General features: G+C 67.9%; 17 protein-coding genes. 11 read left to right on the top strand and 6 right to left on the bottom strand.

Going from position 1 to position 18,657, the window contains the following annotated elements; all coding sequences use genetic code 11:
• Positions 1 to 517 (top strand): transcription initiation factor IIB family protein (locus QA609_RS08660; RefSeq protein ID WP_278302196.1); only part of this gene is annotated, 517 nt, incomplete at its 5' end.
• Positions 518 to 564: 47 nt separating this feature from the next.
• On the opposite strand, the gene nirK is transcribed toward QA609_RS08660, so the two are convergent.
• Positions 565 to 1,674, bottom strand: coding sequence for a copper-containing nitrite reductase (gene nirK, locus QA609_RS08665; RefSeq protein WP_278302197.1), 1,110 nt, complete (start codon positions 1,672 to 1,674; stop codon positions 565 to 567).
• A gap of 165 nt (positions 1,675 to 1,839) precedes the next feature.
• Between nirK and QA609_RS08670 the strand changes: the two genes are divergently transcribed.
• The 7 genes from QA609_RS08670 (at position 1,840) to QA609_RS08700 (ending at position 9,057) form a co-directional block, all read left to right on the top strand.
• Positions 1,840 to 2,754, top strand: a complete 915-nt coding sequence (locus tag QA609_RS08670) for an alpha/beta hydrolase (RefSeq protein WP_278302198.1) — start codon at positions 1,840 to 1,842, stop codon at positions 2,752 to 2,754.
• Between the two features lie 137 nt (positions 2,755 to 2,891).
• Positions 2,892 to 3,563: a helix-turn-helix domain-containing protein gene (locus QA609_RS08675; protein WP_278302199.1), complete on the top strand. Its 672-nt coding sequence runs from the start codon at positions 2,892 to 2,894 to the stop codon at positions 3,561 to 3,563.
• Positions 3,564 to 3,831: 268 nt separating this feature from the next.
• Positions 3,832 to 5,649: a 4Fe-4S ferredoxin N-terminal domain-containing protein gene (locus QA609_RS08680; protein ID WP_278302200.1), complete on the top strand. Its 1,818-nt coding sequence runs from the start codon at positions 3,832 to 3,834 to the stop codon at positions 5,647 to 5,649.
• On the top strand, positions 5,646 to 7,025 hold the full coding sequence (gene nrfD / locus QA609_RS08685) for an NrfD/PsrC family molybdoenzyme membrane anchor subunit (protein ID WP_278302201.1): 1,380 nt from the start codon (positions 5,646 to 5,648) through the stop codon (positions 7,023 to 7,025). Before QA609_RS08680 ends, nrfD begins: the two co-directional genes overlap by 4 nt.
• On the top strand, positions 7,022 to 7,336 hold the full coding sequence (locus QA609_RS08690) for a hypothetical protein (protein WP_278302202.1): 315 nt from the start codon (positions 7,022 to 7,024) through the stop codon (positions 7,334 to 7,336). The genes nrfD and QA609_RS08690 overlap by 4 nt, the downstream gene beginning before the upstream one ends.
• A gap of 167 nt (positions 7,337 to 7,503) precedes the next feature.
• Complete coding sequence (locus QA609_RS08695) at positions 7,504 to 8,595, top strand: P-loop NTPase (RefSeq protein ID WP_278302203.1); 1,092 nt, start codon at positions 7,504 to 7,506, stop codon at positions 8,593 to 8,595.
• A gap of 132 nt (positions 8,596 to 8,727) precedes the next feature.
• A complete protein-coding gene (locus QA609_RS08700) occupies positions 8,728 to 9,057 on the top strand; it encodes a cupin domain-containing protein (protein ID WP_278302204.1) in 330 nt (109 codons plus the stop codon).
• Between the two features lie 148 nt (positions 9,058 to 9,205).
• Here QA609_RS08700 and QA609_RS08705 read toward each other — a convergent pair whose 3' ends face one another.
• The 3 genes from QA609_RS08705 to QA609_RS08715 form a co-directional block, all read right to left on the bottom strand.
• Positions 9,206 to 9,400: a cold shock domain-containing protein gene (locus QA609_RS08705; RefSeq protein WP_005555336.1), complete on the bottom strand. Its 195-nt coding sequence runs from the start codon at positions 9,398 to 9,400 to the stop codon at positions 9,206 to 9,208.
• An 84-nt stretch (positions 9,401 to 9,484) separates the two neighbouring features.
• Complete coding sequence (locus QA609_RS08710; protein WP_278302205.1) at positions 9,485 to 10,567, bottom strand: asparagine synthetase B; 1,083 nt, start codon at positions 10,565 to 10,567, stop codon at positions 9,485 to 9,487.
• On the bottom strand, positions 10,564 to 11,250 hold the full coding sequence (locus tag QA609_RS08715; protein ID WP_278302370.1) for a PHP domain-containing protein: 687 nt from the start codon (positions 11,248 to 11,250) through the stop codon (positions 10,564 to 10,566). The genes QA609_RS08710 and QA609_RS08715 overlap by 4 nt, the downstream gene beginning before the upstream one ends.
• Positions 11,251 to 11,524: 274 nt before the next feature.
• Between QA609_RS08715 and purL the strand changes: the two genes are divergently transcribed.
• Complete coding sequence (gene purL / locus QA609_RS08720) at positions 11,525 to 13,732, top strand: phosphoribosylformylglycinamidine synthase subunit PurL (RefSeq protein WP_278302206.1); 2,208 nt, start codon at positions 11,525 to 11,527, stop codon at positions 13,730 to 13,732.
• Positions 13,733 to 13,863: 131 nt separating this feature from the next.
• Positions 13,864 to 14,445, top strand: a complete 582-nt coding sequence (locus tag QA609_RS08725; RefSeq protein WP_278302207.1) for a HalX domain-containing protein — start codon at positions 13,864 to 13,866, stop codon at positions 14,443 to 14,445.
• Here QA609_RS08725 and QA609_RS08730 read toward each other — a convergent pair.
• On the bottom strand, positions 14,415 to 16,253 hold the full coding sequence (locus QA609_RS08730; RefSeq protein ID WP_278302208.1) for a PAS domain S-box protein: 1,839 nt from the start codon (positions 16,251 to 16,253) through the stop codon (positions 14,415 to 14,417). The genes QA609_RS08725 and QA609_RS08730 overlap by 31 nt on opposite strands.
• A 133-nt stretch (positions 16,254 to 16,386) precedes the next feature.
• Positions 16,387 to 17,373: an ornithine cyclodeaminase family protein gene (locus tag QA609_RS08735; protein WP_278302209.1), complete on the bottom strand. Its 987-nt coding sequence runs from the start codon at positions 17,371 to 17,373 to the stop codon at positions 16,387 to 16,389.
• A gap of 165 nt (positions 17,374 to 17,538) precedes the next feature.
• Between QA609_RS08735 and QA609_RS08740 the strand changes: the two genes are divergently transcribed.
• Positions 17,539 to 18,630, top strand: a complete 1,092-nt coding sequence (locus tag QA609_RS08740) for an FAD-dependent oxidoreductase (protein WP_278302210.1) — start codon at positions 17,539 to 17,541, stop codon at positions 18,628 to 18,630.
• The last annotated feature ends 27 nt before the right edge of the window (positions 18,631 to 18,657 follow it).

Genomic DNA, 18,657 nt, shown 5'->3' on the forward strand with positions numbered 1-18,657 from the left:
CCCCGAGAACGTCCGCGAGACTGCGAGCGTCATCTACCGTCGGGCGCTCGAGGAGGACCTCCTGCCAGGGCGCTCGATCGAGGGCGTCGCCACCTCGGCGCTGTACGCCGCGGCTCGCCAGGCCGGCACCCCCCGTAGCTTAGACGAGATCGCCGCGGTCAGCCGCGTCGAGAAGGACGAGATCGCCCGCACGTACCGCTACGTGATCCGCGAACTCGGTCTCGAGGTTCAGCCCGCCGATCCCGAGAGCTACGTGCCGCGGTTCGCGAGCGAGCTGGAGCTCTCCGACGAGACCGAACGGCGCGCCAGACAGCTCCTCCAGACGGCCAAGGAGGAGGGCGTCCACTCGGGGAAGTCGCCCGTCGGGCTCGCGGCCGCCGCTGTCTACGCCGCCGCCCTGCTCACCAACGAGAAGGTCACCCAGAACGACGTCAGCGAGGTCGCCAGCATCTCCGAGGTCACCATCCGCAACCGGTACCACGAGCTGCTCGAGGCCGAGGGCGGCCCTGCGGTCTGAGTTTCTGCCGTCGGGAGGAAAACGAGGACGGAGAGCGATCGACCCGATCACGATCCGTCGTCGTACACGTCGGGGTTCGGCTCGCCCTCGACGTCGATGACGCCGATCATCCCCTTGCGGACGACCCGCGAGAGCGCGTGGTCGACCAGCTTGACAGGACCGGGGACGGGCAGTTCCATCTCGCCCGCGACGACGGTTCCAGGGGCGACCGGGCTCGTCTCGACGTTCCGTGCGGGCTCCGAGAGCAGGTCGCCGTCCCGGTAGTAGCGGCTCCAGACGTTTCCGATCGGGTGGAGCGCGCTCGTCAGGTTCGGCCCGCCGTTGGCGAAGTACACCCGGACCGTCTCGCTGACTTCCGCGTGCATCGAGCCGTGGCCATCCTCGGTAAGCGCGCCGACCTCGCCGTTCAGGAGGACGTAGGTCGGGTCCTCGTCGGCCGTCGCGTGGAAGTCGTAGCTGTGGTGCCCTTCCTCGCCCGCACGACCGTCCGTGTAGAGTTCGTGCTGGCCGACGTAGAACTCCCGGTCGACCTCGGGGAGACCCTCGGCGGGTTCGACGAGGATCGCGCCGAACATCCCCAGGCTGATGTGCTGGTCCATATCCGGGACCGCACAGTGGTAGATGTGGACGCCGGGGAACTCCGCCCGGAACGTGAGTCGGGCGGGCTCGTCGCCGGGTCCGATCGTGGTCGCCACGGCGCCGCCGCCGGGGCCGTAGACGGCGTGAAGGTCGACGTTGTGGGCGGCGACGTTGTGCTCGTCGGGCACCGCGAAGGTGAGCTCGACGGTGTCGCCCTCCCGGACCCTGATCATCGGGCCGGGAATCTGTCCCTCGTAGGTCATGAAGTCGACCGTGACGCCGGGTTCGACCTCGGCGGTCACCTCGATCGACTCGAGGGTGATCTCGTGGGTCCGGGGCTCGTCCCAGTCGACCGGTGGCGGAATGTCCATCGGGTCGGCCGCGATGCGGTCGACGTCGACTGGTTCTGCCGGCGGGAGCGACTCCTCGTCCGCGGCGTCCGCGTCGGAGTCGACGGGCTCGTCCACGGGTGGTCGGTCGTCGGCGAGGCAGCCCGCGAGGGCGACCACACCGGCTGCACCGATGGTCTGGATGACTGTGCGGCGGTTCGTCGTAGGTTGGGTGGCTGCTATGGTCATTATCCGCTCCTCGGTTGTAGAGACGAGTGTCAAGGCCCTCACAGTTCCGACGATTCCTCCGAAAAGGGAAACCGGGGCGAATATGTTCGTATCCCGGTTGATATCCTCGCCGGGGAGGGTTCGCCGACCGGTACGCAGATAGAAGTCCGGCCCCGACGTCTCGACGTGACCACGACACCATCGCCGCTCGAGACGGACGCCTCGCTGCTCGCGTTCGACGGCGCGCGATCGACCTCGCGGGTCGTCAACGGAATCAGACAACACGTCGTCGTCGCCGGCGAGGCGGACGATCCGCTGGTCGTCCTGTTACACGGGTTCCCGGAGTTCTGGTACGAGTGGCGCGAGCAGATCGAGCCGCTGGTCGAGGCGGGCTACCGGGTCGTGGTGCCCGACCAGCGAGGGTACAACCTGAGCGAGAAACCCAAAAAGCCCCGGGCGTATCGGCTCCGGGATCTCTCGCGGGACGTCGCCGATCTGATCGCCACCGAGGGTCGGGAGAGCGCTCACGTCGTCGGACACGACTGGGGCGGCGTCGTCGCCTGGGACCTCGCGCGTCGCTACCCCGACCGGGTCGACCGCCTCGGGATCATCAACGCGCCCCACCCCACTGCCTACCGCCGACAGCTCCGATCGAACCTCGAGCAGCTCGGACGCAGCTGGTACGCGGTGGCGTTCCAGCTCCCCTGGCTGCCCGAGCGACTCTGCCGGTACGACGACTTTCGCCTCCTCGAGCGGGCCCTCCGGGACACCGCGGCTGAGGGGACGTTCACCGAACGCGAGCTAACCCACTACCGGCGGGCCTGGGCCCGCGAGGGCGCGCTGACGGGCTCGCTGAACTGGTACCGGGCAATCGCGCGATATCCGCCCGACGCGTCGCGGGATCTGATCGAGCAGCCGACGCTCGTGATCTGGGGCGAGGCCGACGACGCGCTCGTGCCTGAACTCGGCCCGGCGAGCGTTCGCTTCTGTGAGCGGGGACGCCTCGAGCGCCTGCCCGAAACGAGCCACTGGGTGCCCCACGAGCGGCCGACGCGGACGACCGAACTGCTGTGCGAGCACCTCGACGGGAGCGGCGACTGACTTTCGACGGTCCGTGGTACCGATCGTACGTCCCGATACTTTGCGGGAGTGCCCCCGAACGTGCCATTCCCACCCGATAGGAATCGTGGGGGGTATCTTGCCGTCGTATCACATAGCTTCGAACCGAACAGGTTCGCATGGCCCAGGCAACACTCACCATCACGCTGCCCGAACAGGTCTGGATCCAGCAGGTGTCGACGGCGTACCCGGAGGCGACGTTTCGCGTACTCGCCGCCGTTCCCGGCAACGAATCCGGGTTCGCGCTCGTCCGCCTCGCGGGGTCGGGGGTTCCCGAGATGATCGACGAGATCAAGGCCCACCCGCAGGTCCTCGAGATCACGGTCGTCCAGCGCAGCGAACGGGAGGCGACGATCCACTTCGAGACGACCGCACCCCTGCTGTTGTTCTCCTCGCGGGAGTCCGGCATCCCGATCGAGCTCCCCGTCGAGATCCGGGACGGCGAGGCGACCATCGAGGTCACCGGGTCGCGCGAGCGCCTCGCCGAACTGGCCGAACAGCTCGAGCAGTTCGGGCTCCAGTACCGCATCGAACGGGTCCAGGAGCGACTCCACCAGAGCCAGCTGCTCTCCGAGCGCCAGCTCGAGGTCGTCGCGGCCGCCGTCGACGAGGGGTACTACGACACGCCGCGGCGCTGTTCGCTGACCGAGCTGGCCGACCATCTCGGGATCGCCAAATCCACCTGCAGCGAGACCCTCCACCGCGCGGAGGAGGGGATCATCAAACGGTTCGTCGAGGAGCTGCCGACGCTCGACGACGAGACGCTCGAGAGACAGCTCGCGGGAGACTGACCGAGACTCGACTTCGGTCCGGATTCGATCCGTCCCGGCGAGCGACGTCGCGAATCGCGGTACCGCGCCGCACGGTATTTAATAGATTTCGGTTCCGTCCGTTTATGTACTAGCGAACATGTTCGCACCCGTTCTCAGAAGTTGGAAATCGGCTCGATGGTTCAACACCATCTAGTTGCGAGTGCGGGATAGAGGCTACAGATATGGCTGTATTCAACTTCGTACCGACGTGTAATCGAACCGTTCCGACGAGAGGTGTTCTCGGGGAATGAGTGCGGACGACGAGTCGTTCCACCCGCTCGGCGAGGAGTGGGAGAACGACCTCGAGGGGATGCTCGACGACACCGAGTACGACACCGATCTCGGGATGGCGATGGCCGAGGACGCCATGCGGGTCACTCGCGGCGAACTCTCGGAGGCAGATTTCCACGAGAAGTACCACGAGGAGGTTCTCGAGGAGTTCGGCGAGGACAACCGTCCAACCCAGGAAGCCTACGAGAAGGCCCAGGAGGAGGCGAAGGGAACCGTCGGCAGGATGCTCTCTCGCTTCGACGGCGACGGCGAGGAACCCCGCCGCGACGTGATGAAGAAGATGGGCGCTGGTGCAGCCGCGGTCGGTCTCGGCGCCTGGGCGACCGTCGACGACGGCGGCCAGGAAGCCGTCGCCGCCCAGGACGAGGAGGACGACGAGTCCGGCGCGCCCGAGGGCGGCGAGGGCGACGTCCAGTGGGGGATGGCCATCGACCTCGAGCGCTGTGACGGCTGTCTCTCCTGTGTGACCGCCTGTTCATCGGAGAACAACCTCGACCAGGGCGTCAACTGGATGTACGTCCTCGAGTTCGAGGATCCCGGCGCGTCGAGTTCGACGAGCCGGAACCGACTCGTCCGCCCGTGTCAGCACTGCACCGACGCGCCGTGTGAGAAGGTCTGTCCGACGACGGCCCGCCACACGCGGGACTCGGACGGCCTCGTGTTGACCGACTACGACGTCTGTATCGGCTGCCGATACTGCCAGGTCGCCTGTCCCTACGGCGTCAACTACTTCCAGTGGGACGAACCCGACATCTCGACCGACGAGATCGCGGAGTTCCACGAGGACATGGACGGCGATCACATGACGACCGACGACGGCTACGGTAGCGAGCGCTGGGTCGACAGCCGCGCGCCGCGAGGCGTCATGAGCAAGTGTACCATGTGTCCGACCCGTCAGGACGGCCAGATGGGCGACGAGATGGTCGGGACGACCGCCTGTGAGGAGGCCTGTCCGCCGGACGCGATCCAGTTCGGCAACATGCACAACGAGTCGAGCGACCCGCAGAAGTACGCCGACAACCCGGCCCGCGGTCGCACGCTCGCACAGATCAACCCGCCGTCGGCCGACGAACTCGAGGAGGACCTCGAGGGCGCCGACGAGGATCTCGAATCCGTCCTCGAGGCGGCCGACCTCGACGAGGAGGAACTCGCGCTGATGATCGCGGTGCAGATCACCGGCGGCGACGAGATGGGCGACGGCGACGGCGACGTCGCCGACCTCGAAAACGACGTCACCGAGGCGCTGGCTGCGATCGAGAGCCACGGTCTCGGCCTCGCGAACCAGGAGGTTCTCGCGGAGCTCGACCTCGCCGACGAACCCGACCTCGACGAGCCGGCCGACGGCGACGAGGAGGGTGTCGACGTCGACGACGAGGACGCCGACGCCGACGACGAGGCAGAAGACGAAGAGGGCGAGGACGAGGAAGAAAACGACGACGACGAAGAGGAGAACGGCGACGACGAAGAAGAGGAAGACGAGGACGACGAGGCGTTCGAACCCGACGAGGAGGCCGCGCAGTTCCTGCTCGAGCAGTTCGCCGGCACGCCGGCCTCGAACTTCAAGCTCCTCGAGGAGCAGGGAACGAACCCCAACATCATCTACCTCGGCAACGAGCCCGGCCCGCAGGCTGAACAGACCGAGCCGACGGGAACGGGTGTCAACTACGAGGACATCAGCTACGAGCGCGCCGACGGCGAGTCCGTCGAAGCCGTCGACAACCGCAAGGACGTCCTCGACGAGGGGACGGTCGGTGACGCAGGGGTGTCCCTATGAGCACCAAATCGCCGACCGAGGCGGACATCCTCCGTCCGATTCAGAACGTCTCGAAGACGTACTTCATCATGTTCGCCGTCGCCGCGCTGGCGCTCGGCGCGTTCCTGATCGGCTGGGCCTACCAGCTTCAGCAGGGACTCGTCGTCACCGGCCTCTCCGACTGGGGGAGCGGTGGCGGCGTCACCTGGGGGCTGTACATCGGCGCGTTCATCTGGTGGGTCGGGATCGCCCACGGGGGAATCATCCTCTCTGCGGCGGTCAGACTCCTCGGGATGGACCGCTACATGCCCGTCGCCCGCCTGGCCGAACTGCTGACGCTGGCCGGGCTCTCGGCGGCTGGCTTCTACATCCTGGTCCACATGGGCCGTCCGGACCGGATGGTCACGAGCGTCCTCGGTCACTACCACATCACGGTCAACAACTCGCCGCTGGTGTGGGACGTTACCGTCATTACGGCGTACTTCGTGCTGACGGCGACCTACCTCGCGCTGACGATCCGCTACGACGTCACGCGACTGCGCGATCAGCTGCCGGACCGCTTCGATCCGGTCTACGACGGGCTGACGCTTGGCTACTCCGAGAAGGAGGACCAGATCATCGATCGGATGGTCTGGTGGGTCGCCCTCGCGATCATCATTATGGCCCCGCTCCTGCTTCACGGCGGTGTCATTCCGTGGCTGTTCGCAGTGCTACCGAACTACCCCGGCTGGTTCGGCGCGGTGCAGGGTCCGCAGTTCCTCACCATCGCGCTGACCTCCGCTATCAGCGGCGTCATCCTGCTGTCGGCCGCCTTCCGGTGGGCCTACGACTGGGACCACATCATCACGGACGACATCTTCCGCGGGCTCCTGCTGTGGCTCGGGTTCTTCTGTCTGCTCTTCCTCTGGCTCCAGCTCCAGCAGCTCACCGCCGGGAGCTTCCACCCGACGGTCGACCACGGTGCGGCGACCGCCTCGAAGTTCTCGCACCCGCTGTACGTCGGTCCGATCCTGGGCGTCCTCGGCGTCCTCGGATTCATCTTCGCGACGACGATCCGTCCGTCGCTGTTCACGAAGCTTCGGGCGATGATCGCCGGTGTGATCGTGCTGACGGCGACGCTGCTCGAGAAGCTCTACTTCGTCCTCTCGGGCTTCTGGTACCCGACGTTCAGCATCTACGAGGCGACGCCGGGCGACTACTTCCCGAGCGCGATCGAGATCTCCTCGCTGCTGGGGACGATCGGGCTGGTCGTGTTGTTCTTCCTGGCCGTCGCGAAGGTGATCCCCGTGGTCGAGCTCCACGCGATCGAACACCTTCGTGGTGATCACGGACACGGTCACGAACCCGAACACGAACCGGTAGAGGAAAGTACGAAGCAGCCGGAGGTTGAAGCATGATTTCGGCACCGGCTGTCGCAAACGCCCTCTCGCAAATCATGTACCACGGGTACGACGGGACCGAAGGGCTAACCGGGTTTCCGAACATCGGAACCTACCTGATCTTCGGCGTCATCCTCGTCCCCGTCTACGTGATGGTCGCCGCGTGGTTCCTCGGCGAACCGCGCAACACGAGCACCGGACTGCTCGGTGTCGGCTACCTCGTCGGAATCACGGCCCAGATGTGGATCGGGATGTTCATCCTGACCATGATCATCGGGGTCGTGTTCTACGGCGGACTGCCGGAACCGCTCGCGTCACCGGGTCCGTAACCCGGTCGCTCGAGCCGACCGAACCGACGTTTCCTTTCTTCGTGGAGATACCGACCGAGCCCCGCGTTCGTCCCCGTTAGTCGTCCTCGGCCACCGTTTCGGGCCCCGAACCATCACACGTATCCCGTTGCACACCCTACCGATCTTCGAACACGCCTCCACCCAGTATGAGCATCACAGAATACGAACTCAAGATCGAACTCGAGGGCATCGAAGACCCGGACATCGACGAGGACATCGTCACGCTCGGCCTGGTCAACGACGTCACGATCGACGACGAGACCGCCCGGATCTCGCTCGCGTTCAACACGCCCTACGCTCCCGCCGAGATGGAGATCGGCAACCGGATCCGCGAGGTCGTCCAGGAGGCCGGCCTCGAGCCCGACCTGCGGGCCCACGCCGGCGCCGAGCACGGGTTCGACGACGAGGTCCTGCCGCGGGTTCGTAACGTCATCGCGGTCTCCTCGGGGAAAGGCGGCGTCGGCAAGACGACCGTCGCGGCCAACCTCGCAGCTGGCCTCGAGAAACGCGGCGCGATGGTCGGCATCCTCGACGCTGACATCCACGGGCCGAACATCCCCCGCATCTTGCCCGTCGAGAGCGACCCCGGCGTCACGCCCAACGAGGACATCGTCCCGCCGCGTTCGGACGGCGTCCGCGTGATCAGTATGGGCTTCATGATGGAAGAGGAGGACGACCCGGCGATCCTCCGGGGGCCGATGGTCAACAAGTTCATGATGAAGTTCCTGGACGGCGTCGAGTGGGGCCGACTCGACTACCTCATCGTCGACCTCCCGCCGGGCACCGGCGACGCCACGCTGAACCTGCTGCAGTCGATGCCCGTCACGGGAGCCGTCGTCGTCACCACGCCCCAGGAGATGGCCTTAGACGACACCCGAAAGGGGATCCAGATGTTCAACAAACACGACACGCCAGTGCTGGGCGTCGTCGAGAACATGAGCACGTTCATCGCGCCCGACACCGGCAAGGAGTACGGGCTGTTCGGCACCGAAGGCGCCCAGCAGATCGTCGACAAGTACGACGTCCCGCTGATCGGCCAGATCCCGATCCACCCCGACTTCGGCGCAGACGGCAGCAAGGGGACGCTCGTCAAGGACGACGACAGCGAGGTCCAGGAGACGCTCGAGGAGATGGTCGCCACCGTCGCCGACCGCGTCAGCGAGTCCAACCGACGGACCGTCTCGGAGAACACCTCCGATACGCCCGACGACGCCCTGCCGACCGAACTCGAGGACTAAGCGGACTATCGGACGGTTTCGCCGTGCGACCACGAAGGAGTCCCGATGCGCGGGCTCTCAGAAACGGTCCGGAACTGTCCAGCGCCGAGCAATGGCCGACACTTTTGCCCGCGGAACCCGAACCTGAACCCGATGACGCTCGATAGCTACACCGACGCGGTCGCCGACCTCGAGCCCGCAGACGGCGAGGTCGAGAGCACGGAACTGGTCGTCGAGGACGACGTTCTCGTGAAGGCGTTCGCCCTCGGGCCGGGCGCCACCCTCGAGCCCCACGAACACGGCGACAGCACGAACGTTTTCCACGTCCTCGAGGGGACGGTGACGGTGCTGCGGGACGACGAGCGCGAGGAGATCGAGGCGCCGGGCGTGGTGCTCAACGAGCGGGGCGTCGAACACGGGGCGGAGAACGAGACCGCCGAGACCGTAATCTTCACCGCGAGTCTCTGCCCGCTGCCGTCCTGACGGACGGCTTTTGCGGTTCGATCGCGACGCTCCTCGAGAGATGCGTCTCGACGCTCGAACGGGCGTCGCTGCCGACAGCGTCGGCTGTCGTGTGAGTTCTCAAAAAAGCGAATCGCCGTTCACCGTTTCACAACGGAGAGAAGCGAGATTAGTTGCGGACGACGTTCGTCGCGCGGGGGCCCTTGGGGGCCTGGTCGATGTCGAATTCGATCTCTTCGCCTTCCTCGAGGTCCGGGCCGCCGACGTCTTCCATGTGGAAGAAAACGTCCTCGTCCGCGTCGTCCGTGGAAATGAAACCGTAGCCGCCTGTGTCGTTGAAGAAGTCAACGTTGCCTTTCGCCATTACAAACAATTGTTGGGCCAGTACGCGGATAAGGGTTCCGAGGGTCGCGGTATCACGACCGCCGCCTGCGGTTCCCACGTTTTCTCAGGTCTCGAGCAGCGACTCGACGTACTTCGTGACGTGGTCGTCCATCCGCCGTTTGTACCCCGCCTGGCGGGCGAGTCGGTCGAGTTCGCGGGCGACGAGGCTCCCGTACTGGACCGCCTTCTTGTCCCGCATCGCCACCGACTCGGGCAGGGAATCGCTTGCCACCCGTCGGAAACCGCGCTTTCTGCCCGCTTCGTCGGCGAGCAGTTCGTCGGGTAAGCGGAGCGCGGCGTCGACGACGCCGTCGTGGAGCAGGGGCGCGACGGGCTCGAGGCCAGCCGCTTCGATGGCGCGGACGTCACGGGGAAGCTGCTCGGGGAGGCTGCGGATCTGTTCGCGAACGGCTTCCCGAACCGTTTCGGCTTCGACCCGGTGGTCGAGGTGGACGACCTTCTCGTAGCCGCCGAACAGTTCGTCCGCGCCCTGGCCGACCGCCAGCGCGTCGAACCCATCCGCGGCGACGCGCTCGCCGACTAAGTAGAGTGGAAGGGCGATCTGAACGTCCATCGCGTTGGTCCGCCCGGTCGCCCGGGCGACGTCGGGGACCGCTCGCTCGAGGTCGGCGGGCTCGAGTTCGACGACGGTGAGCTCGCGGCCCATCGCGTCCGCGGCGGTTCGGGCGGCCTCGACGTCGTGGCTATCGGGAAAGCCGACGACGTAGATGGGGGCGTCGAGGAGCTCGGCGACCAGCGCCGAGTCGACGCCGCCGGAGAAGGCGACAGCGACCTCGAGGTCGCGCTCGCGGACGCGGTCGATCGCCGTCCGAAGCGCGCAGTCGAGGGTCTCGAGGGCGGGCTCGGGCTCGTCGGGCGTCGGCTCCGGGAGCGACCAGACGCCCGAGGGCGACTCGCCGGGAACTCCGACCGAGCCCGCGGGAAAGAGCGCGGGATCCTCGAGCGGGCCGGGTTCGAAGGCCCACCGATCGGGGTCGGCGCGGTCGACGAACAGCGGCACCCGTCCGAGGACGTCCCGAACGAGTCGGCCGTCGACCTCGCCGGCGAAGCCGAAGGTTCCTGGCAGCGGCTCTCCGGTCTCGAGGACCTCGCGAACGGTGTCGGGATCGGTCCCGCGAAGCGTCATCGAAGGAGCCCGAGTGCGGTGTTTCTGATACGGCGCGTGACGCCCCCACCGAACTGGCGGAAGCTGATGTGCCACGGCGTTCGTTTCCCCTCGACGGAGGTTTTTCCCTCGTGGATCGCCTCGAGGATCGCTTCGGCCGAGCGCTCGTCGGCGTCGACGCGGGTGACCGCCTGCCCGACCATCTCGCTGATGTGGGCGTCGCTCCCCGCGGTCATCGGCATCCCGTGGTCCCGGGCGAACCGCCTGGCCTGGCGATTGGCCCGTCCGGTCAGCAGCCGCGAGTTGTATACCTCGATCGCGTCCGCCTTCGTGAGCTCCGCCGACGCGATGCGGGCGGTTACGCCGTGGCGCGACTGCTGGAACGGGTGGGGGATCACCGCCAGCCCCCCCTGCTCGCGGATTCGCTCGAGGGTCGTCTCGTAGGACAGCCCCGGCGGCACGGCCTCCTCGATGCCTAGCCCGAGGACGTGTCCGGCCGCGCTCGAGATTTCGATCGCCGGAACGCCGACGAGTCCGTACTCGGGGGCGCGCTCTGCAGCCTCGAGGCTCGCGTCGATCTCGTCGTGGTCCGTGATCGCGATCGCGTCGAGGCCGACGGCCTCCGCTTGCTCGAGGATGAGTTCGACGGAGTCCCGGCCGTCGTAGGACAGCGACGAGTGAGCGTGAAGTTCGACCGACAGCACGAGTACGTCTTTCCACCGGTCGGTCAAAAACACCCCGATCGGCGGTTCGAGCCCGTCGGCCGAAGCCGCGGTTCGGCGATCGACGGGTCGGACCCGAGCGGAGCGATTCCGCTTCGAGGAAGGGACGAAAACGGAAACGTAAACGGATACGCAAACGGTCCCGTTCCTGCGGGTCCGTCGCGAACCCGCAGTCGGGGGTCCCCTCGAGCCACCCGGTGATCACGAACGTGCATATAGAAACCCATATACTGCCCGACTTTCACCACCTAGATGAATGAGCCTTGCCGATTCGGACCGCGAACTCGTCGTCGAGGAGCTCGGACGGGAGCCGACGCCGGCCGAGGCGGCGCTGTTCGAGAACCTCTGGAGCGAACACTGCGCGTACCGCTCCTCGAGACCCTTGCTGTCGGCGTTCGACAGCGAGGGCGAGCAGGTCGTCGTCGGGCCGGGCGACGACGCGGCGGTCGTCGCACTGCCGGACCCCGAGACGGGCGAGAACGGCGACACCTACGTCACGCTGGGGATCGAGAGCCACAACCACCCCTCCTACGTCGACCCGTTCGACGGCGCCGCGACCGGCGTCGGCGGGATCGTCCGGGACACGCTCTCGATGGGTGCCTACCCGATCGCGCTCGCGGACTCGCTGTACTTCGGGAGCTTCGACCGCGAACACTCGAAGTACCTGCTCGAGGGCGTCGTCGAGGGGATCAGCCACTACGGCAACTGCATCGGCGTCCCCACCGTCGCGGGTAGCGTCGACTTCCATCCCGACTACGAGGGGAATCCGCTGGTGAACGTCGCCTGCGTCGGCCTCACCGACGAGGACCGACTCGTCACCGCCGTAGCCCAGGAGCCGGGCAACAAGCTCGTCCTCGTTGGCAACGCCACGGGACGGGACGGCCTGGGCGGCGCGAGCTTCGCCAGCGAGGACTTGGCGGAGGACGCGGAAACCGAGGACCGACCCGCGGTCCAGGTCGGCGACCCCTACGCGGAGAAGCTACTGATCGAGGCCAACGAGGTGCTCGTCGAGGAGAACCTGATCGAGTCCGCACGGGACCTCGGCGCGGCCGGCCTCGGCGGGGCCTCGAGCGAACTCGTCGCCAAGGGCGGACTCGGCGCCGAGATCGAACTCGAGCGGGTCCACCAGCGCGAGCCGAACATGAACGCCCTCGAGATCCTGCTCGCGGAGTCCCAGGAGCGGATGTGCTACGAGGTCACGCCCGAGAACGTCGACCGCGTCCGCGAGATCGCGGAACGGTTCGATCTGGGTTGTTCGGTCATCGGCGAGGTCGTCGACGGGAACTACACGTGTACGTTCAACGGCGAAACCGTCGTCGACGTCGGCGCCGAGTTCCTCGGCGAGGGCGCCCCGATGAACGACCTGCCCGCCGAGGAGCCCGAGGTGCCGGAAACCGACCTGCCCGACGTCGACCTCGAGGACGCCCTCGAGACCGTCGTCTCGAGCCCGAACACGGCGTCGAAGCGGTGGGTCTACCGCCAGTACGACCACGAGGTCGGCGTTCGGACGGCCCTTGGGCCGGGCGACGACGCGGCGGTCGTCGCAGTTAGGGAGGCGAGCGCGGAGCCACGGTCCGCGGACGAGTCGAGCGGTGGTAACCGCGAGATCGGAACGGGGCTCGCGATCTCCTCGGGCGCCGCCCCGAACTGGACCGCGACGGCACCCTACGAGGGGGCTCGAGCGATCGCCCTCGAGAACGCGACCAACGTCGCGGCCAAGGGCGCGACCCCCCTCGCGGCGGTCGACTGCCTGAACGGCGGCAACCCCGAGAAGCCGGACGTCTACGGCGGCTTTACGGGAATCGTCGACGGGCTCGCCGAAATGTGTGCCGAGCTGTCGACCCCCGTGGTCGGCGGGAACGTCTCGCTGTACAACGACTCCGTCGCGGGGCCGATCCCGCCGACGCCGACGCTAGCGCTCGTCGGCACGAAGGCGGGGTACGACGCCCCGCCGCTGTCCGTCGAGTCCGAGGGGGCCCTCCTGCTCGTCGGCGACCGCGGGATCGAGGACGACGAGTTCCGTCTGGGCGGTTCGGAGTACCTCGCACGGTTCGACGGCAGCGATCGGTTCCCCGCCCTGCCCGAGGAGCCGGCCGCACTCGTCGAGACGCTCGCCGACGTCGCGAACGCCGACTCGACGCTCGCGGTGCACGACGTCAGCCACGGCGGACTCGCGGTCGCACTCGCGGAGATGATCACGGAGACGGCGGGCCTCGAGGTCGTCGTTCCCGGCGACGACCCGATCGGCGCGCTGTTCCACGAGCAGCCGGGTCGCGCGCTGATCCAGACCGACGATCCGGACGCCGTCCGCGAGGCGTTCGCCGGCGTCGCCCCGGTCCGCGAACTCGGTACCGCGACGACCGACGGGAGGCTCACCGTTCGGGACGCCGACGGCGACCTGTTCGAAGTCGGCGCGGCCGCGGTCGCCGACTGGCGGGCGACGATCGAGCGCGAACTTCACTGACCACCTCCCGCGACTGAAGCCGTGGACGACCGCGCTGCATCCGCGTACCGCCCGAGAGACGGGCCCGGTATCTTGATATACGATCGGGCCGAACGCTACGACAAACTGATAGCTTCAGGTGCGTTCACCAGATGGATACCGACACCCCCTCCGTGCTGATCGTCGAGGCCGAGCCCGACCTCGCCGAGCTGTACGCCTCCTGGCTCGAGGACGCCTATCGCGTCGAGACGGCCCGCGACGAGTCGGCGGTCCGTGCGGTCGTCGACGGGGAGTTCGACGTCGTCGTCGTCGACCGTCGCCGACTGCCGAACGGACCGACCGACGAACTGCGCGATGCGATCAGCGCCGACGAGTTCGACAGCAAGGTCGTGGCCGTCACGGGGACCGAACCCGCCGTCGACTCCGACGACGCGGCGTTCGACGACTACCTTCTCAAACCGGTCTCGCGGGGTGACCTCCGGCGCAGTGTCGAGAACCTGCTGTTGCGACGCACCTACGACGAGCAGCTCGGCGCGTACTTCGAACTCGTCTCGAAGAAGGCGACGCTCGACGGACGGCTCAGCGAGGCCGAACTCCAGTCGAGCCAGGAGTACGCCGAACTCGAGGATCGGATCGCAGTTCTTCGCACCAGGGTCAACGAGACGCGCTCGCAGCTTCTCGAGCGGGACCACAACCGGCGGCTCTATCGGGACGTCTCGTCGGCCCCTGACTGATCGCGTTCCTCGCTACACTCGAGGGTCGCGATCCCCGCGAGTTCGATCCGTCTTCGGCCTCGCTCGTCGCGATCGATCGCGGGTCGCCAGCCGTGAGCGCGGGCGATCGCCTCGAGGACCGCCAGCTCGAGCCCGCGGGCGTCGCCGACCCGGTCTTCGGGATCGGTCGCGTCGTCACGGACGACGAGTCCGCGCGACGCCGCCTCGAGCAGTCCGATCTCGACCGTCACCTCCGAGCCGTCGGCTCGTGTCGCGATCTCGTCGAACGCCGACTCGAGGAGGTGGCCGAACCGCTCGCGGTCGGCCCGGAGCGTCGCCGGCTCCTCGAGGGTGACCGCGTCCGCCTCGAGCCCGGAGGACGCGATCGCCGCCTCGATCGCGGCCCCCAGATCGATCCGGGACCGCGCGCCGACGGCGGAGGCCTCGCGGGCGAGTTCGCGAACGTCGTCGACGAGCCGATCGGTTCGCTCGAGGGAGGCCTCGATCTCGGATTCGGCCAGCGGGAGCTCCCGGTCGTCGTCAGCGTCGAAGATCGAGACCACCTGCTCGAGCTGGTGTTGCAGATCCCCCGAAAGGATCCGCGCGATCTCCTCTAACCGTTCGGTCTGACGTTCGATTCGCTCGGTTCGCTCGCGGAGCACCCGTTCCCTGTCGGTTCGGTCGAGCGCGGCCCGAGTGTTCTCGACGAGCGTCGAGAGCAACTCGACGTCGGTCTCGTCGAACGCCTCCGGTTCGAACGAGCCGGTCATGAGCACGCCGTGAGTCCCGATCGGCGCGATGATCTCCGATCGTAGCGGCGTGTCGGGGTTGTACAGGTCGTCGACGGTTCGGAGATCGTCGAAGCGCTCGATTCTGCCGTCCTCGAACACGTCCCAGACGATCCCCTCGCCCGGACGAAACCGGGGGAACCCGCCGAACTCGTCGTACGCCTCGGCCGTCCCGGCGACCGGTTCGAGGTAGCCCTGCTCCTCCTCGAGCAGCCAGACGCCGCTGATCGGCAGGCCGAGCAGATCGCTGCCGGCGCGGACGGCGACGGCACAGATCTCCTCGGGGTCGTCGGCCTCAAGGAGCCACCGGGTCACCTCGTGGAGGGATTCGACGACCCGTTCGTACTCTCGGCGATCGGTGACGTCCCTGACGACTGCCGCGACGGTTGCGGCTCCGTCCCGGACCGGGACGACCCGCAGTTCGCCGATCCGCTCGCTCCCGTCGCCGTCGGTGACCGGGAGCTCGAACCGGCGCTGTCGGGCCAGCCCCGACTCGACGTCGCCGATCCCGCGGCGGATCGCCTCGCAGTCGTCCTCGGGGATCCCGGCGAGTTCGGTCAGCGCCTCGACGCGCTCGCCGACGAGCGAGCCGCGGTCGGTACCCAGAAACTCGGTCATGGCCTCGTTGACGGCGACGACCCGCCGGTTTCCGTCGATCGTGACGACGCCGTCGTCGATCGCCTCGATGACCGCGGCGTGGTGGTTGACGCTTCGCCGTCGGTCATCGAGCTCGAGGATGAACGCGGAGAGCCCCTCCTCGGAGGGGTACGCTCGAAGTTCGAACCGCGCCTCGCGCTCGTGGTGGTAGAACTCGAACGTCGTCGGGAGGTCGTCGTCGACCGCCTGGTAGAACGCCTCGGGGAACTGACTCTCGAGGGTCGCGGGAATCCCCTCCCGAACGGACCGACCCAGCAGCTCCTCCCTCGAGGCGTCGAACAGCGCCGCCGCCTCGTCGTTGAGATACGTGAACTGGAACGACGGGTCGAGCGCGAAGACGCCGTCGGCGATCCGATCGGCGAACGGGACCGAGCGAACCGTCACGACCGATCCCCCCGTCGGTCTCGCCCCCAGCCGCGGTCCCAAGGCGAACAGGTTCGGATTCCGATCATCGATACAGAAAAACCGTTAGGGACGGGGGGATTTGAGTTCCGCGGCCGCACCTGCCACGTGGGGCCTATAGCGCGGTCTCGGTTCCGAGCTCGTCCTCGAGCGCCCGATCGTAGACGAACCCCGCTGTCGCGGCGTCGAGCACCGCGGAGCCGACGCTCGCGGCGACGACGATATCGTCGGGCGACTCCCGATCGAACTCCCCCGCGAGGACGCCACCGAGAGCCACCAGCTCCCGGTCGCCGTGTTCGCGCAGATCGCCCGTCTCGGCCGCCTCCTCGGGGACGTCGGCGACGATCGTCGCCGCGCGGTCGACCGTCGTCGCGTCCAGCTCTCGCATCTCGGGCGTGTAGGCCCCCACCGCGACGACCAGCGTCCCCGCCGAAAGCGCCTCTCCCGGGAACACCGGTTCGGTGCTCGTCGTCGCCGTCACGACGACCGACGACTCCGCTACGGCCTCGCGGGGCGTCCCGACAGCACTCGCCGGAACGCCGAGTTCGGCCTCGAGCTCCTCGGCGCAGGCGACCTTCGAGTCGCTCGGCGAGTACACCCGGATCGACTCGAGCCGGGAGCCGACGGCGGCCGCGATCGCCCGCGTCTGCCAGCGGGCCTGCGTCCCCGCGCCGAGTACCCCCAGCTCGATCGGTCCCTCGGCCGCCAGCTCGCGGGCGGCGAGCCCGCCGATACAGCCCGTTCGGGCGCTGGTGATCCGGTTCGCGGCCATGTACGACAGCGGCTGGCCGGTCTCGGCGTCGGTGAGCGCCAGCTGGGCCGTGACCGTCGGCAGCCCGCGCTCGGGGTTGTCCGGACAGACCGTCGCAAGCTTCGTGGCGGCGTAGGGCTCGCCGTGGATGTACGCGGGCATACACAGTCCCGTCCCAGTGGGCTCCGTCGGCGCGTCGGGATCGAGCCCCGTCCCGATCGGGTAGTGGGGTCGCTCCGGTCGCTCGACCTCGCCCGCGTACTGTCTCTCGAAGGCCTCGCCCAGCACCGGCAGGAGGTCCTCGAGCTCGAGCACCGACGCCACGTCCGTATCGGAAAGCACGCGTACCATGGGTCGACTATCGTCGGGCCCCCACTTCATACGGACTGCTGTAGGCCGTTGCCCGCACAACCGTCGGACGGGTCGCGGTTGCGCGGGCAAATCGTTACAGCAGACCGTATCAGTGACGCGAGCGCGACGGGAAACGACTGTATTCCCGGCCCGCCAAGAGGGCGTATGCACACCGTCATCGTCGGCGGCGGGATCGTCGGCACCGCGATCGCCGCCCGCCTCGGCCCGACCGATCGCGAGGTCACGCTGCTCGAACGAGCCGAAATCGGCGAGGAAACGACGGCCGCCTCCGCAGGGCTGCTGATGCGGACCGTCGTCGACCCCGATCCGTTCGATCTCCGGATCCGAGAACGGGCCCACGAGCGCTACCGCGAGCTCCGCAAGGACGGTCTCGAGACCGATCAGATCGGCATCGTCTACGTCGCCGAGAGCGCGGCGTTCGCCGACCGTCTCGCGGACTCCGCGAGGACGCTTCGCGAGGCCGGGATCGACGCCTCGTTTCTCGAGCCCGACGAACTCGTCGGACTGGGGATCGAGCCCGACGGCCTCGAGGGTGGGCTCTACACGCCCGAAGATCGGGTCTGCGATCCCGCAGCCGTGGCGACCCTGTTCGCCGACCGCGCGCGAGCGGCAGGTGCCAACGTCCGGACCGGAGTCTCGGTCACCGACGTCGAGACCCGTGACGGCGCCGTGACGGCCGTCGAAACGAGCGAGGGGCGGCTCGCGGCCGATCGGGTGATCAACGCGACCGGACCGTGGGCGCCGCAGCTGAACGAGGCCGTCGGGCTCGAACTCCCGCTGTGTCACACTCGCGGGCCGATGCTCGCGGTCGAGACGACCGACCCTCTCGAGGGGCCGACGGCGATCTTCGAGTCCAAGCGGTACGTCCGGCCTACCGAGGCGGGCGCCTGGCTCGGCGCCTACCGGACCGACTACACCGAGGGCCAGCGGTACGACCTCGCGGACCGCTCGCTCTCCGCGTCGTTTCGCGACTCCGCGCGGGAGCTCGAGGCGTTCGTCCCCGGCCTCGAGGACGCGACGGTCGTCGACGACTGGGTCGGCTACCGGACGGTCACGCCCGACGGCCGACCGCTCGTCGGCGAGACCGAGGTCGGAGGCTATCTCGTCGCAGTCGGACTGAGCGGGCAGGGGATCACGCTGGCACCCGCGGTCGCCGACGTCGTCTGCGAGATTCTCGAGGGTGACGCCGACCCCGGGTACCGCAGTCGGCTCTCGCCGACCAGGTTCCGAGACTGACGACGAACGCTTATCCCGTCCCGTGCC

It is taken from the genome of Natronococcus sp. A-GB7 (assembly GCF_029688865.1).
Classification (GTDB): Archaea; Halobacteriota; Halobacteria; order Halobacteriales; family Natrialbaceae; genus Natronococcus.

What these genes read in the sequence shown, in the direction of transcription:
- QA609_RS08680 (WP_278302200.1), top strand. Translation starts at nt 3,832, where the DNA reads ATGAGTGCGGACGACGAGTCGTTCCACCCGCTCGGCGAGGAGTGGGAG.
- QA609_RS08690 (WP_278302202.1), top strand. Translation starts at nt 7,022, where the DNA reads ATGATTTCGGCACCGGCTGTCGCAAACGCCCTCTCGCAAATCATGTAC.
- QA609_RS08735 (WP_278302209.1), bottom strand. Translation starts at nt 17,373, where the DNA reads ATGGTACGCGTGCTTTCCGATACGGACGTGGCGTCGGTGCTCGAGCTC.
- nirK (WP_278302197.1), bottom strand. Translation starts at nt 1,674, where the DNA reads ATGACCATAGCAGCCACCCAACCTACGACGAACCGCCGCACAGTCATC.
- QA609_RS08695 (WP_278302203.1), top strand. Translation starts at nt 7,504, where the DNA reads ATGAGCATCACAGAATACGAACTCAAGATCGAACTCGAGGGCATCGAA.
- QA609_RS08675 (WP_278302199.1), top strand. Translation starts at nt 2,892, where the DNA reads ATGGCCCAGGCAACACTCACCATCACGCTGCCCGAACAGGTCTGGATC.
- purL (WP_278302206.1), top strand. Translation starts at nt 11,525, where the DNA reads ATGAGCCTTGCCGATTCGGACCGCGAACTCGTCGTCGAGGAGCTCGGA.
- QA609_RS08740 (WP_278302210.1), top strand. Translation starts at nt 17,539, where the DNA reads ATGCACACCGTCATCGTCGGCGGCGGGATCGTCGGCACCGCGATCGCC.
- QA609_RS08700 (WP_278302204.1), top strand. Translation starts at nt 8,728, where the DNA reads ATGACGCTCGATAGCTACACCGACGCGGTCGCCGACCTCGAGCCCGCA.
- QA609_RS08725 (WP_278302207.1), top strand. Translation starts at nt 13,864, where the DNA reads ATGGATACCGACACCCCCTCCGTGCTGATCGTCGAGGCCGAGCCCGAC.
- nrfD (WP_278302201.1), top strand. Translation starts at nt 5,646, where the DNA reads ATGAGCACCAAATCGCCGACCGAGGCGGACATCCTCCGTCCGATTCAG.
- QA609_RS08710 (WP_278302205.1), bottom strand. Translation starts at nt 10,567, where the DNA reads ATGACGCTTCGCGGGACCGATCCCGACACCGTTCGCGAGGTCCTCGAG.
- QA609_RS08705 (WP_005555336.1), bottom strand. Translation starts at nt 9,400, where the DNA reads ATGGCGAAAGGCAACGTTGACTTCTTCAACGACACAGGCGGCTACGGT.